Origin of the sequence: Streptomyces sp. NPDC058773 (assembly GCF_042746015.1) — a bacterium.
GTDB lineage: Bacteria > Actinomycetota > Actinomycetes > Streptomycetales > Streptomycetaceae > Streptomyces.
In genome coordinates this window covers 42,281-57,322 of sequence record NZ_JBHYPE010000008.1, presented here as the reverse complement: position 1 = coordinate 57,322, position 15,042 = coordinate 42,281, and the positions used below count along the sequence as shown (strand labels likewise).

Genomic DNA, 15,042 nt, shown 5'->3' with positions numbered 1-15,042 from the left:
GGCCCTTGACCGGGGGCGAGGGGACGGAGGCACAACCAGGTGGAGCGCAGGACAATCGGTGCGGCGGCCCTTGACGTGGGGGCCATCGGGCTCGGCTGTATGCCGATGAGCTGGGGGTACACCGAGTCGCAGCGCAGCTTGGACAGCTCGTTGCGGGCCGTGCACACCGCGCTGGACCGGGGCTCCAGCCTGCTGGACACCGCCGACATGTACGGCCCGTTCACCAATGAGCTGCTGGTGGGGCGGGTGCTCAAGGAGCGGCGGGCGGACGCGTTCGTGTCGACCAAGTGCGGGCTGCTGGTGGGTGAGCAGCACATCGTCGCCAATGGGCGGCCCGGCTACGTCAAGCGGGCCTGTGACGCCTCGCTGCGACGGCTCCAGACCGACCGGATCGACCTCTACCAGTTGCACCGGCCCGATCCCGAGGTGCCCATCGAGGAGACCTGGGGGGCGATGGCGGAGCTGGTGGCGGCCGGGAAGGTGCGGTCGCTGGGGCTGTGCGCGGTGGGCGCGCGGGCGGTACGGCCGGCCCGTGCGGGGCGGCGGACGGCCGGGCGGGCGCGGCCCCGGTCCCGGACGCACGACGGCACGCTGGCCCAACTGGAGCGGATTCAGCAGGTGTTCCCGGTGAGCAGTGTGCAGGCCGAGCTGTCGGTGTGGTCGCCGGAGGCGCTGGAGGCGCTGCTTCCGTGGTGCGAGTCGCGCGGGGTCGGATTCCTGGCGGCGATGCCGCTGGGGAACGGCTATCTGACCGGGACCCTCACCCCGGGGCAGGGCTTCGAACCGGAGGACATACGGGCGCGCCACCCCCGCTTCACCGCCGAGATGATGGCCGCGAACCAGCCGGTGGTGGCCGGGCTGCGGCGGGTCGGCGCCCGCTACGGCGCGACGCCGGGGCAGGTGGCGCTGGCCTGGGTGCTGGCACAGGGGCGGCACGTCGTCCCCGTACCGGGCACGAAGAAGGAGCGCTGGGCCGCGCAGAACGCCAAGGCCGCCCAGCTGGCGCTCACCCGCGAAGACCTGGCGGAGATCGCCGCGCTGCCGCCGGCCCGCGGGTCCTGGTACTAGAGCGCCTCCGGCTCGCGGTACACCGGCCGCCCACTCGCGGCCCGGTCGCCGGCACCGGATCATGGCAGGTGGGAGTGGCTCCGGAGCGTGTACGCGCGGCGCCGTGGCGTGCGATGTGGTGTTCTTGTCCACGCCCTGCGACGAGAGGACCCCTGCCGTGCAACGCCGTTCCCAGACCGCCGTATTGGCTGCCGCTTCGCTGCTCCTGGCAGCGGGGTGCTCGTCCGGCGGCGCGCAGCCCCAGGGGGACGGCAGCCCGGCCGCCCCGTCGAAGAGCCCGGCCGCCTCGTCGGACGCCACGGCGTCGTCCCACGCACCGCCCGCGAAGGGCTCGGTGAAGGTGGCCGGCACCCTGACCACCGGGCTGACGTCGCCGTGGGGTGTGGCGGTGCTGCCGGGCGGCGATCTGCTGGTCGCCTCCCGGGACACCGGAAAGATCATCCGGGTCTCGGCGGACAACGGGAAGAAGACCGAACTGGGGTCGGTGCCGGGCGTGGACCCGGGGGGCGAGGGCGGGCTGCTGGGGATCGCGGTGTCCTCCACGTTCGGCGCGGACCACCAGGTGTACGCGTACTTCACCACCGCGTCCGACAACCGCATCGCCCGTATGAACTACGACGAGAGGCGCCCGCCGGGCAATCAGCTGGGCGCGCCCGACACGATCTTCAAGGGCATCCCGAAGGGGCAGATCCACAACGGCGGGCGGATCGCGTTCGGCCCGGACAAGATGCTCTACGTGGGCACCGGCGAGACCAACGACAAGGGTCTGGCTCAGGACAAGGACTCCCCGGCCGGCAAGATCCTGCGGATGACGCCGGACGGCGAGCCCGCGCACGGCAACCCCGAGGCGGATTCGGTGGTGCACGACTACGGCCACCGCAATGTGCAGGGGCTGGCCTGGGACGACGGCAAGCGGATGTGGGCCTCGGAGTTCGGGCAGGACACCTGGGACGAGCTGAATCTCATCGAGCCGGGCAGGAACTACGGCTGGCCGGAGGCCGAGGGCCGGGCCAAGGGCGGGTCGAAGGGCCCCGGGTTCGTGGACCCGGTCGAGGAGTGGAAGCCCGCGGACGCCTCGCCCAGCGGTATCGCGTACGCCGAGGGCTCGATCTGGATGGCCTCGCTGCGCGGGGAACGGCTGTGGCGGATCCCGCTGAACGGGACGAAGCCGGTGGCCGCTCCCCAGGCCTTTCTGAAGGGCACCTACGGACGGCTGCGGACGGTCGTGGCGGCCGGCGACGGCACATTGTGGCTGGTCACCAGCAACACCGACGGACGGAGCACTCCGCACAAGGGCGATGACCGGATTCTCCGCCTCAAAGTGAGCTGATCCCCGGCACATCCCCTTTTCGGGTGCGCTGCCTACACTCGGTGTCAGGGGGACGGGTGCGCGCACGCCGATGAGGGGGCAGGCCACCATGTTCAACATCGCGGAAGAACTGTTCGCACCGGGGCGCAAACACACCGACGAGGAGCGGCAGAAGATGTCACTCGTCGTCGATGACGTGGGCAACGGCGATCCGGGGAAGGGCCCGATCGATCTCGCCTCGGGCACCGTCGTCGTCCGGACGCCGGGGCAGCGGCCCGCCGGGGAAGGGGAGCCGGGCCCCGGCAGGTGACCGTCGCCAAGCTCTCCGGACAACACACCTAGCCAGGTGTCGGTTCGCCGAAGAGGCGGAGGCGGTGGGCCACCGCGCCCGCCTCGCCGCGGCCGGAGACGCCCACCTTGGCCAGGATGTTGGAGACATGGACGCTGGCGGTCTTCGGGGAGATGAACAAGGCGTCCGCTATCTGGCGGTTGCTGCGGCCGTCGGCCACCAGGCGCAGCACCTCGCGTTCGCGCGGGGTCAGGCCGAGGGATTCGGCGGGGGCGGAGCCGGAGGACGCGGGCGCCTCGGCGGCGGCGCGGCCGGGGGCGGTCCCGGTGGCGGCAGCGGTGGCCGTCGTGCCGGCCGGTATCTGGCCCGGCAGAGGGATACGGGCGCGCTGGGCGAGGAGTTCGAGTTCACCGGCGAGCGGGCGGGCGCCCAGCGTCACGGCGGCGGCGTACGCCTGGGTGAGCAGCAGGACGGCGGCCTCGCGCGGGGTGCGGCCGAGCAGTCCGGTGGTGGCCCGCTCGCTGCCGTGGAGGAGTGATTCGGCCCAGCGGTAGCAGGCACGGGCGAGTTCGTGCGGGCGCTCCAGGGGCTCGAAGGCGGCGACCGCCTCGGCCCAGGCGTCGGGGGTCTCCCGGCCCTCGGCGCGGCGGAGTTCGGCGTCGACCGCCAGGCCGTACGCCGACCAGACCGGGCAGAGCCGGGGCAGTCGCCTGGCGGCGTCCCGGATGCGGGCGAGGATCGCGGCCCGGCCGGGCTCGGCGGCCGGCAGCCCGCGGGCGTCCGCCTCGGCGGTGGTGGCCGCCCACAGCAGCGGCCAGGCGTAGCGCTGGGTGCCGGGCGGGAAGCCGACGTCCAGCGCCTGCCCGAGGGCGCTGCGGGCGTCCAGGAGGCGGCCCTGGCGGGCGGCGATGCGCAGCGCGTGCCGCGCCATGACGAGGGCGTGCTGCGGCTGGGGGTCGTGGGTGCCGTAGTGCTCCTGGGCGACGGCCAGTTCGCGCTCGGCCTCGGCGAGGTCGCCCCGGTCCAGGGCGAGATCGGTGTGGCGGCTGGCGGCCAGGGCGACGGCGCGGGGGTGGTGCGCGAGGCGGCGGGCGTCGGCGACGGCCTGCCCGGCCTCCTCCCAGCGGCCCAGCGACTGGAGGGATTCGGCGCGGTTGCCCAGCACCCAGCTGGCACTGTCCTTGAGGCCGTAGCGGATGGTGAGTTCCACGCCCTGTTCGGTGACCTCGACGGCTTCGCGGGAGCGGCCGACGCCTTCCAGCGCGGAGGGGAAGTTGACATGGCCGCGGCCGATGACGGCGAAGTAGCCGCAGTCCACGGCGCGGTCCAGGCTCTTACGGAAGTCGTCCAGGCCCGCGTCGACGTCGCCGGCGTCCACCCGCAGCCCCGCCAGGGTCACCCGGGAGTTGAGCTCGGCCTCCTCGTCGCCCACCAACTGGGCCAGTTCCACGGCGCGTTCGGCCGTCGCGAAGGTACCCGGTCCCGGTTCGTGCAGCACCGCCCAGCTCGCGACGGCGGCCAGCACCTCGGCGTGCACGGAGGACGGCGGGAGCCCGCGCACCAGCTCCTGGGCGGTGCCCAGGTCGTCCCAGCCGTTGCCGCGGCCGGTGGCCTGGCAGAGCCGGGAGCGCTGCACCAGGAACCAGGCCATGCGGAGGGGGTCGTTCTCCTCGCGCAGCGACCGCAGGGCGCGCTTGGTGATCGTGAAGGCCCGCTCGATGTCGCCGGACAGCCGGGCGGCCACCGCGATCTCGGCGAGCAGGTCGAGGAAGCGCAGCGCGTCGCCGTCGTGGCAGCCGCAGGCCGGATACGCCTCGGCGTAGTCGACCGGGCGCACCCCCTGGCGGACCTCCGTGGGCGCGTCGTCCCACAGCTCCAGGGCGCGGTCCAGCAGCCGCAGTTGCTCGGCGTACGCATGGCGGCGGCGGGCCTGGACGGAGGCGGCGAGGACGGCGGGCAGGGCCTTGGCGGCGTCATGGGCCTTGTACCAGTAGCTCGCCAGCCGGGCGGCGCAGACCTCGGCGCGGACCAGGGCGGGGTCGGCCTCCAGGGCCTCGGCGTAGCGGCGGTTGAGGCGCGTGCGCTCACCGGGGAGCAGATCGTCGACGACCGCCTCGCGGGCGAGGGCGTGCCGGAAGCGGTAGCCCGTGCCGTCCTGGGTGGGCACCAGGGTGTTGCTGCCGACGGCCGCACGCAGCGCCTCGATGAGGTCGTCCTCGGGCATCCGGCAGACGGCGGCGAGGAGTTCGTGTTCGACGGTGGAGCCGCCCTCGGCGGCCGTGCGCACCACCCGCTGGGCGTCCTCGGGCAGCGCCTCGACCCGCACCAGCAGCAGGTCACGCAGCGGGTCGCTGAGTCCGTGCAGAGCGCCGTCGGCGAGGCCGCGGGCCAGCTCCTCGACGAAGAAGGCGTTGCCCTCGGAGCGCTTGTAGACCCGGTCGACGGTGTCCTCTTCGGGGGCGCTGCCGTTGATCCCGGCGATCTGGGAGCGGACCTCTTCGCGGTTGAAGCGGGCCAGCTCGGCGCGCCGGACCGTGCGCATCCGGTCGACCTCGGCGAGGAAGGGGCGCAGGGGGTGGCGGCGGTGGATGTCGTCGGAGCGGTAGGTCGCGACCAGGAGGACGCGGGCGTCGTGCAGCGTCCTCAGGAGGTAGGCGAGCAGCTCTCGGGTGGAGCGGTCGGCCCAGTGGAGGTCCTCGATGACCAGGACGAGGGTGCGGTGCGCGGCGAGCCGCTCCAGGAGGCGGGCGGTCAGCTCGAAGAGGCGGGCGCGGCCGATCTCCTCGTCATGGGCCTCGCCTGGCGTCTCCCCCAATTCGGGCAGGATGCGGGAGAGTTCGCCCTCCTGGCCGGCGACGGCGGCGGCCAGCTCGTCGCGCAGATGCCAGTTGAGGGTGTGCAGGATCGCGGAGAACGGGGCGAAGGGCAGGCCTTCGGAGCCGATCTCGATACAGCCGCCGAGCGCGACGAGCGCGCCCCGGGCGCGGGCGGACTCGCCGAACTCCTCGATGAGCCGGGTCTTTCCGACTCCGGCCTCACCCCCGATCAGCAGGGCCTGGGGCTCGCCGGACGCCGCGATGCGGTCGAGGGCGTCCCCCAGCACGGCGAGTTCGGCCGCGCGGCCGACGAACACGGGACTGACGGACCTGGTCTCCACGCCGCTGAGCATCGCACAGGGGTCTGACAGTCCGGCAGTGGGCTTCGGTAAGCGGAACGGGCGGCCCGTGGCGCGGAACGCCCGGCCCGGTGGGGTGAGCACCTGGGGCCGGGCGTACGGCGGTCGGGCCGGCTGCGGGGCCGGCGTGTGGTGTGGCACGAGTGCCTCGCGGTCAGGCGGTGACGCGGCGTACCCGCGCCCACCGGCTCCGCGCCCTCACCCGCCCTTCGGGTTCGTCGTTCCCGGACCGGGCGGCGGCGTGGTGCCCGGTGCGCCCGGCCTCTTCGGCCAGGCGCACCAGGCGCTGCCGGTCGGCCTCGCGGCGCAGCTCTTCGTGACGGACCCGGATCTCCAGTTCGGAGCGGAACATGATTTCTCCCTGACGGCGGTGTGGTGTGCTGCCCGACGGTGTCGTCGAGTGGCTCCAGCCTCGTCGCCAAGGGGGGCCGGCCACATCGGGAGGGTTCCTGATCTTCGGGTCCGTACGGTCCTTAGGAACGGGTACCCGGCGGACGGATGGGTGCCTAGGGGCGGCACCCAGGGGCCGTAGAGAGGGCGTCCGGGGGCCGTAGGCCGGAGACCGTGGGGACGGCGTACGAGGTCCCTACGGCCCCGGAGGCCGGCCCCGGAGACCGGCCGCGGGTGAGGCCTGCATGCGGGCTAGTGATGGCAGGGCGCCTTCTGCTTGTCCTCCTGGGCCGACTGGCTGTAGGCCCCGCAGACGGCCACCGCCTCGGGCCCGTCGGCCGACTGCCGCAGGATCACCAGGGTCTTCTGCTCCGGCGGTCCGTTGCTGTCCTCGGAGAACGTGACGAACCCGGTGGCGCCGTCGAAACTCATGCCGTTCCTCAGCGCGGTCGTGATGGCGTCCCGGCCCACGTAGTTGCCCGTATGGGCCTCGTCCACGGCCTTGGAAAGGACATGGAAGGCGTCGTAGGCGACCGCGGAGTGCCCGTCCTGCCGCCAGGGGTCCTTGGTGTATGTGCTGTTGTAGAGCCCGATGAAGGTCTGTGTCTTCTGGCTGGCGCGGCGGTCGCCCTCGGGCAGGCGGTGTGCGGAGTGGTAGAGCCGGAGCCATTTCTTGTCGGCGTACTTGCCGGTGAGCGCCACATTCGTCAGCTCGTTGCCGCCGAGTACGGTGAGCCCCTTCTCGGCGCAGGTGCCGTTGATGTCCATGGCGTCGATGAAGGCCGTGAATTCCTGGGCCCGTGAGGTCCAGTACACGACGGTGTCCGGGTCGGCCTTCAGGGCCTGGCACACCTGGCTGGCCAGCCGGTCCGCGGAGGTCGCCTTCTGCGTGCCCGGGGACGTGCCGATGAACTCCGCACCCTGGACGAAGTCGATGACGGTGGTGCCGCCCTTGAAGGACTGCTGGAACTTGCCGGCCAGGCTCTCGCTGTAGAGGTCGCCGGGTTTCCGCACGATCACCGCGTTTCCGGCGGGCACACATTCCGCGGGTTGCGCCGGCTCCGATGCCGTCTGCCCCGTCTTCGCGACGATGTTGAAGTGCCGGGCGAAGTCGGCCTCGATCAGCGCCTCCTGGCTGTTCGTCGGCGTGAGCGGCCAGTAGGTGTCGCTGCGCTGCATCTCGTCCGCCGTCGCGGTCGTGCCGACCGTGGGCATCCGGATGCCGGCCCCGCCGAGCAGTTGCACGGCCTTGCGCGTCGCGTTCGTGCTCTGCGCGAAGCCCAGGACGCCGACGATCTTCTTGTGGTCCGGGCCGCTGCCCTCCTGCTCGACCTCCTTGATGAGCGCGCGCACGGCGGGGACCGCATTGCGGAAACCGGGGCCGGTCGGCCGGACGTCCACCCGCAGCGGCACCCGGGAGAGGTTCGAAGCGGCATCGTTGTTCAGCCACTTCTGCCACATGGCGATCCCGCGGAGTTCGGGGATGGCGCCGTCGAAGATGGTGTCCGTGGCGTCCGTGGGCGGGTCCGATTCGAAGAGCACGACCGTGCGCACCGCGCGGTCCTCGGCGGCGTACTTCTCGGCCTCGCGGTTCTGCTCCTTGATCTGGTCCAGCGCGGCCTGGTACCACTCCTTGGGTTTGACGTCGACGGTCTCGTTCTGCTTGTTGTCCGTGACCGGACGGTCCCCGCCGACGCAGTGGGTGTCCGGCGGCGTTTCCCAGAAGGTGGGGGCGAGCGCGCCGCCCGCCAGGACCGCGGCCAGCGCGGTCAGTTCGACGGCCGTCACGGCGCGCCAGCCGATCGTGAACTTCCGCGGCTGCACCGGGGGAATCTGAAGTCCGGGGCGGCCGAACGGCTCGTCCTCCAGGGGCACCACGACCGGCCGCGGGTTGCTGGAGTGGAGCAGGCTGCTCGCCCGGCGGAGATTGGTGTGTTCCACGCCCAGATCGACCTGCAGGGCGCCGGAGGGCCGGCCGACCGCGATGACGAGCGGTCCCGGCCCGTCCAGCCCGGACTGGAGGGTGTGGAACGCGCGCAGGAACCGCTCCGCCGCGTCGGCCCCCGGGGCTCCCTCCGGCGGGATCTCCACCAGCAGCACGGGGCGGGCCACCCGGCGGCGGCGCTTGGGCAGCAGCCGCCCGACGGCGGGCTTGCGCAGATCCTCCAACAGGGCGCGCATCAGCAGGAGTTCGAGCTCGGCGAGGCCCTCCTTGTGGCGTGGGTGGCCGGCGTCCAGACTCAGCCGGGGCGACTGGCGGGCCCCTACCTGGTCGAGGAGCTCGAACACCGGCGCCCCGCCGGCGGTCGCGTTGAGGTATGTGCCGAGCCAGCCGCTGCGCTTGGACCTGACGAGCCGGCGGTTCTGCCGACGGGCCCAGATCCACCGGGGCAGGGTCCGGGTGAGGGAGTGCCATACGAGCCCGACGAAGAAGCCGTACACCCCGCCGATGGGCGCGGTGTCCGTGCCGCCCATGTGCCACAACAGGCCGGGGAAGCCACCCCGTTCGGCCCGCTGACGGTAGACGTGGTCGCGTAACTTCCGCGCCCCCAGACCGCCGCCGCCCGGACGGCTCTCCTGTATCTGGGCGACGACATCCGCCATCAGCCAGAAGTTGGGGAAGCGGTCAGGGGTCGAGCGCCGGGGAATGTCGAATCCGAGGCCCGCGCCCGCCTGGACGGTGAGCAGGGGCACGTCGTCCTCGGCGTACAGCACCGTGTGCGGAACGCGCTTGTACTCGGGTCCGAGTGCCCAGCGCAGCGCTTCCAGGACCCGGTGGGTATGGGACTGCGGGGCGTCCGCAGACGTGCCGAGGATGAGCAGCGGCGGCTTGCTCTCCAGGAGCTCGCGCCGGGCGGGGTTCACGGCGGTGCGGTACTCGCGGATGAAGTAGTCCGCTCCGGCATCGTCGGGAAAGGAGAAGGGTTCAACGGAGTTGTTCGCGGATCTCACCTCAACGGCCGAACTGATGATCTACGCACGGTAGTTATCCATGTTAGTTGGGTGACCGCGAGTGCTCAATCGACTTCGGAATTTTGTGGATGACGGCGAGACGCGAGGGGACGGACGGCGCGGGGCGCGGGGGCGCGGCGTGACTGACGCGGGGTGGCCGCCGGCGATGCGGCCCCGGTCCCTCGGGCCGCCGCTCCCCCACCCACGACAAAGACCCACCGGGCGGACCGGTGGGCCTTCAGCAGATGGTGGTTTCGGTGTGTCCTATGGAGCGGCGGGTCCGCCCGCCGGGGCCTTGGGCACGGTCGGCATGCTGCCGAACAGGTCGAGGTACATGCCCGCGGAGATCAGGATGCCCAGCACGCCCAGCGCCAGTCCGCCCCAGGCGACGGCCCGCACCCAGGTGGCCCGCGGACGGGTCAGCACCACGGTGGCGGCGATCGCGGCGAGGAGCGCGAAGACGCCGTTGACCAGGGCGTTGGTGTGCCAGGAAGCGCCGTAGACAGCGGCGATCTGGTCGCTGGCCTTGCCCGACTGGAGCTTGATCTGGCCCATCAGGTTTGCCCGCTCGGCCATCACCGTGCCGAGCCAGGTGCCGCTGACGGACGCGACGCCGAGGCCCGCGGCGATGACGGCACCGGCGCCGGCCGCGACCCCGGAGGACTGCGCCGCGGGGGCGGTGTCCGGCTCGTCGGCGCCGTCGCCCGCGTCGAGGTCACTGGCCTCGTCCTGCGCGGCCAGGGCGGCGTTGTCGTCGGTCTGCTCGTCGGCCTTGGCCGCGGCCTTGCCGGCCGCCTCGGCCTCGGTGGCCTCCGGGATCGCGGCGGTGTCCGTGGCGGTCTGCGCCGGCACGGTCTTCTCGTCGTCGGTCTTCTTCTCGGTCGTCCTGGTACCCATGGGCGCGACCGTAGGTGCCGCGTCTGAGAGTCGGATGAGAACGGCGGCACGGAGCGCACAGCGGGCGGCGACACACCGGCCCCGGACGCCGTTCCCGGGGGCTCGGCCCGGCGCTGCGTGTGATGACGGCAACGCCGCGGATGCGCGTGCCGGCCCCGGCCGACTCGCGCCCCGAGAGCCCCGCCCTACGCGCTCACCAGCGGCTTCTCGCCGTCCTGGGGGCCGGGCAGCGTCACCGCGTCCGGTTCCGGCGGCGGCTCGATGCTGATCCGGGGAAGCCACCGGTCGAGCCAGGACGGCAGCCACCAGTTGGCGCCGCCCAGCAGATGCATCAGGGCGGGCACCAACAGCGTACGGAGCACGAAGGCGTCGAGGGCGACGGCGCCGGCCAGGCCGATGCCGAACATCGCGATGGTCCGGTCGCCGCTGAGGATGAAGGCCCCGAACACCGCGATCATGATGACCGCCGCCGAGTTGATCACGCGGCTGGTCTCGGCGAGGCCGATCCGTACCGCCCGGCGGTTGTCGTGGGTCAGCTGCCACTCCTCGTACATCCGGGACACCAGGAACACCTGGTAGTCCATGGACAGGCCGAAGAGCACCGACACCATGATGACCGGCAGGAACGGTTCGACCGGCCCGGCGCCGCCCAGGCCCAGCAGCTCGCTGCCCCAGCCCCATTGGAAGACCGCGACCACGATCCCGAAGGACGAGGCCACGGCGGCGACGTTCATCAGCGCGGCCTTGAGCGGGATGCCGATGCTGCGGAAGGCGAGCAGCAGCAGGACCGACCCCAGCGCGATCACGACGCCGATGAAGAGCGGCAGTTTGCCGACGATGACGGAGGCGAAGTCGTCATAGCTGGCGGTGATCCCGCCGACCCGTACCTGGAGCGTGGTCCCGCGCTCGCCCTCCGGGAGCACGTCCGTCCGCAGCCGCTCCACCAACTCGGAGGTCTGCCGGGACTGCGGGGAGCTGTCCGGTACGACGGTGATCACCCCGGTGCCGCGGCCGCCGTCGTACTCGGGCCCGCCGACCTGGGCGACCCCCGGCGTCTCGCGCAGCCGGTCCGGCAGCTTCCCGAAGGCGATCCGGTCCTTGGCGCCGTCCAGGGTGCCGATGAGCGTCAGCGGCCCGTTGAAGCCGGCGCCGAAACCGCTCCCGTGACCGGGGCCGTCGCCCGCGAGCAGGTCGTACGCCTTGCGCGTGGTCGACGTGGCCGGGTTGTTGCCCTGGTCGGAGGTGCCCAGGTGCATACCGAGGGTGGGCAGGGCCAGGGTGAGCATGACGGCCGCCGCGACGGTGCCCAGCAGTTTGGGGTGCCGCTCGACGAAGCCGGACCATCGGGCGGCGACCCCGGTGGGCCGCTCGGGCTCCGGTCCGTTCCGGGCCAGCCGGCGGCGCTCGCGGCGGCTCAGCGCCCGTGTCCCGATCAGCCCGAGCAGCGCCGGAAGCAGGGACACGGCGGCGGCCACGGTCAGGACGACGGTGAGCGAGGCGGCGAGGGCGACGCCGTTGAGGAAGCTCAGCCGCAGGATCAGCATGCCCAGCAGCGCGATACAGACGGTGGCTCCGGCGAAGACGACCGCCCGCCCCGAGGACGCGACGGCCCGGATGGCGGCCTCCTGGACCGACATGCCCGCACGCAGGCCCTTACGGTGCCGGGTGACGATGAACAGCGCATAGTCGATGCCGACGCCGAGCCCGATCAGCATGCCGAGCATCGGGGCGAAGTCGGCGACGGTCATGGCGTGGCTGAGCAGGGTGATCCCGGCAGAGGCGGTGCCGACGGCGGCGAGCGCGGTGATGATCGGCAGGAAGGTCGCGGCGAGCGAGCCGAAGGCGAGGAAGAGCACCACGGCCGCGGCGCCCAGCCCGATGACTTCCGCGAGCTGGGCACGCGGCGCCTCGGTGAGGGCGATGCCGGCACCGCCCAACTCGACCTGGAGACCCGGCCGGGCGGCGTCCTGCGCGGTGTCGACGACCTTCCGGACCTGTGCGACGTCGAGGTCGTCGGTGGCCCGGTCGAAGATCACCGAGGCGTAGGCGGTGCGGCCGTCCTTGCTGATCTGCCGCGCGCCGGTGCCGTCGGCGCCGTGTTTGCCGTACGGGCCCTGCACCTCGGAGACACCGGGCAGCCGGGCTATCTTCCCCAGGGTGTGCCGCATCGTCTTCTCCACGGCGGCGGAGCGCACCGTGCCGGAGTCCGTGTGCCACACGAGGGTGTCGCCGTCCCCGGAGCGGTCCGGGAAGGCCTGCGCCATACGGGCGCTGGCCTGCCCGGATTCGGTCCCGGGCACCTCGTAGTCGTTCGAGTACGCGGCTCCCGTCACCCCTGCCGCGGCGGCGACCCCTGCGAAGACGGCGAGCCAGAGCACGATCACCACGATGCGGCGCCTGAGACACCACCGAGCCAGAGCGGTCACGGACCTCGTCTGCTTCCCGGGTTGTGCGTCGATATCTCCCGGGTGACGGGCGGTGCCGAGCGCGGATGAACGGGGACGGGGCGGACCGTCATCGCCGGTAAGCGGAAGCTACCGGTCCACCTTTCCGGAGCAGGGTGCCAGCCGGAAAAGATCCTTTGACCCTTTTGTGGACTTCCCCACAAAGAGACGGGGAGGGAACTCGCTGACGCCCCCTCCGGCCCGGCGCCCCCGTATGCCGCACCGCAGCGTCACCGCGCCTCTGTGTCTCCGCGCCTCCGGCCCTCCGCGCCTCCGCGTCTCAGCACCTCCGCTCGTCTGCGCTTCCGCGCCCGTATCAGCCGGTGACCGACTCCTTGCCGTTCTCCACATGCCCCATGAGCCGGCGACGGAAGGACCGGTCCTCGGTGACCGTGAGCGCGAGGTCGTACCAGCCGTGCGCGTCCGCGGTGGGGTGCGCGACGGTACGGCTGCCGCCGGCCGTCACCCGCACCGTGCGCGGTGCGCTGTCCGTATAGGCCAGCGGCGCGAGGGTGAAGGTCAGGTCGGTGCGGCCGGGGTTGGTGAGGGTCAGATGGAGTTCCCGCCGCCCGGCGCCGATCCGTGTGCTGATCTTGACGGCCGCGGCGGCGCCCCGCCCGGTACCCGCGAACTCCCGCCGGAAACCGTTCGGCCCGGTCACCATGAAACGGTACGTACCGCCCTTCACCGGGACATCCCACCGCCCCTTCCCCTGTACGTCCCGGTGTTGCGGCGCCTCGAATTCCTTGGCGTACGGATAGAGCGCCAGATGGGCCGAGGCCTTGCCTGTGTTGCGGACGGCCAGCCGGAAGACCCCGGCGCCCGGATCGAAACCGCCGTCGGCATCCGGCTGGTACGGCAGCGCCCTGGCCGGCCGGTTGCCGCGCTCCTGCTGCGGCAGCGCCTGCCGGAGGGGCGGCAGCGGCGCCCAGCGCCCGCTGAACGCCGGGACCGCGCCGGGCCGCCGCACGGACGGCTGCCGGCGCCCGCGGGAGAAGTCGAAGGCAGCGGTCAGGTCGCCGCAGACGGTGCGCCGCCACGCGCTGATGTTGGGTTCCCCGATTCCGGTCCAACGTTCCAGGAAGCGGGTGATCGAGGTGTGGTCGAAGACCTGGGAGCAGGTGTAACCGCCGACCGTCCACGGGGAGATAACGATCATCGGCACCCGGATGCCCAGACCGGTCGGCCGCCCGTCCCAGAATTCCCCGTCGGTCCCGGCGGGCGGCACCGGGGGCGGCACATGGTCGAAGAAGCCGTCGTTCTCGTCGTAGGTCAGGAACAGCGCGGTGCGCCGCCAGACCTCCGGGTTCCTGCCGAGCGCGTCGAGCACCTTGTAGACGATGGTGGCGCTCTCGACCGGTGAGGACGAGCCGGGGTGCTCGGAGTCCGCGGCGGAGGGCACGAGGTACGACACCGCGGGCAGCGTCCCGTTCGCCACGTCCGCGGCGAACGCGGTCGCCGTACTGTCCGGCTCACCCCGCCGCAGTGCCCGCTCGAACAGGCTCCGCTCCCCCGGGCCCAGCCCCTTGACGCCCTCCTCCAGGAGCCCCTGGAGCCGCTTGCGCCCGGCCTCGTCGTCGCCCGCCACCTTCCCGTAGAAGGCGGTCATGGTCCGCACCCCGTCCACCTTGGCCAGGGCCTTCCTCGCGACCGCCTTGAAACGCGCGAAGAACTCCAGGTTGTTGTCGGTGAAGTTGTCCCACTCCTGGTAGACGCGCCAACTGCGGCCGGCCTTCTCCAGGCGCTCGGCGTAGGTGGTCCAGGTGTAGCCGGAGTGGGTGTCCTCCTCGTAGGCGTCGTTGCCCACCGCCCGCTTCCCGTTGGGCTCGTAGCCCGTCCAGCCGCTCACCAGGTGGTTGCGGTTGGGGCTGGTGGAGGAGTGGATCGAGGAGTGGTACGCGTCGCAGACGGTGAAGGTGTCCGCCAGTTCGTGGTGCAGCGGGACGTCCTGCCGGTCGTAGTGCGCCATGGTGGCGGCCGTCTTGGCGGTGACCCAGCCGTTCATCCAGCCGCCGTTCCACGCCACCGCCCCGCCGAGCCAGCTGTGGTCCAGCGCGCCGATGTACTGGAGGTCCTTCTTCTGCGCGGCGGCCGCCTCGCGCACCGGGAAGGGCAGCACGGTGCCGAGGCCCAGCAGCCCCGGCTGCTCGAAGACGCTCCGCCCACCGGGCAGTTCGATCGCATTGCGGTCGGCGTAGCCGCGTACCCCGCGCAGCGTCCCGAAGTAGTGGTCGAAGGACCGGTTCTCCTGCATCAGCACGACGACGTGCTCGATGTCCGCGAGCCCTTGGCCGCCCCGCGCCGGCCGGGCCGCGTCGTCCGCCAGCGCCTGCTGCAACGACGGCGGCAGCAGCGACCCGGCCATCGCAGCGCCCGCCGCTGCCGCGCCAACTCCCAGTACGCGTCTACGAGATACCTCCGGTGTCACGCCCGACCTCCCAGTCGACAGTCCACGACAGCCACGACCGCTCAATGGTCTGCGTGCGGCCCATTGAGCCGGTGCGACCGGGACGTTAGC

General features: G+C 72.4%; 9 protein-coding genes. 3 read left to right on the top strand and 6 right to left on the bottom strand.

Annotated features, from left to right (window positions below; all coding sequences use genetic code 11):
- Window positions 1–39 precede the first annotated feature (39 nt).
- The 3 genes from ACFW5B_RS09740 (at window position 40) to ACFW5B_RS09730 (ending at window position 2,687) form a co-directional block, all read left to right on the top strand.
- On the top strand, window positions 40–1,068 hold the full coding sequence (locus ACFW5B_RS09740) for an aldo/keto reductase (RefSeq protein WP_386435901.1): 1,029 nt from the start codon (window positions 40–42) through the stop codon (window positions 1,066–1,068).
- Between the two features lie 157 nt (window positions 1,069–1,225).
- Window positions 1,226–2,398, top strand: coding sequence for a PQQ-dependent sugar dehydrogenase (locus tag ACFW5B_RS09735; RefSeq protein WP_386435898.1), 1,173 nt, complete (start codon window positions 1,226–1,228; stop codon window positions 2,396–2,398).
- An 88-nt stretch (window positions 2,399–2,486) separates the two neighbouring features.
- Window positions 2,487–2,687 carry a DUF6191 domain-containing protein gene (locus tag ACFW5B_RS09730; protein WP_386435895.1) on the top strand — a complete coding sequence of 67 codons (201 nt, stop codon included), beginning with the start codon at window positions 2,487–2,489 and terminating at the stop codon, window positions 2,685–2,687.
- Window positions 2,688–2,715: 28 nt separating this feature from the next.
- Here the strand turns inward: ACFW5B_RS09730 and ACFW5B_RS09725 are convergent, their stop codons facing one another.
- The 6 genes from ACFW5B_RS09725 to ACFW5B_RS09700 form a co-directional block, all read right to left on the bottom strand.
- Complete coding sequence (locus ACFW5B_RS09725; protein WP_386435892.1) at window positions 2,716–5,835, bottom strand: AAA family ATPase; 3,120 nt, start codon at window positions 5,833–5,835, stop codon at window positions 2,716–2,718.
- Window positions 5,836–5,995: 160 nt separating this feature from the next.
- The gene (locus ACFW5B_RS09720; protein ID WP_386435890.1) at window positions 5,996–6,193 is read right to left on the bottom strand and encodes a hypothetical protein; all 198 of its coding nucleotides are present in this window, start codon (window positions 6,191–6,193) and stop codon (window positions 5,996–5,998) included.
- Window positions 6,194–6,483: 290 nt separating this feature from the next.
- A complete protein-coding gene (locus tag ACFW5B_RS09715; RefSeq protein WP_386435888.1) occupies window positions 6,484–9,183 on the bottom strand; it encodes an ABC transporter substrate-binding protein in 2,700 nt (899 codons plus the stop codon).
- Between the two features lie 264 nt (window positions 9,184–9,447).
- Window positions 9,448–10,080: a hypothetical protein gene (locus ACFW5B_RS09710; protein ID WP_386435885.1), complete on the bottom strand. Its 633-nt coding sequence runs from the start codon at window positions 10,078–10,080 to the stop codon at window positions 9,448–9,450.
- Between the two features lie 185 nt (window positions 10,081–10,265).
- Complete coding sequence (locus tag ACFW5B_RS09705; protein WP_386435882.1) at window positions 10,266–12,506, bottom strand: MMPL family transporter; 2,241 nt, start codon at window positions 12,504–12,506, stop codon at window positions 10,266–10,268.
- 334 nt (window positions 12,507–12,840) lie between these two features.
- A complete protein-coding gene (locus ACFW5B_RS09700) occupies window positions 12,841–14,952 on the bottom strand; it encodes a phosphocholine-specific phospholipase C (protein WP_386435879.1) in 2,112 nt (703 codons plus the stop codon).
- Between the last annotated feature and the right edge of the window lie 90 nt (window positions 14,953–15,042).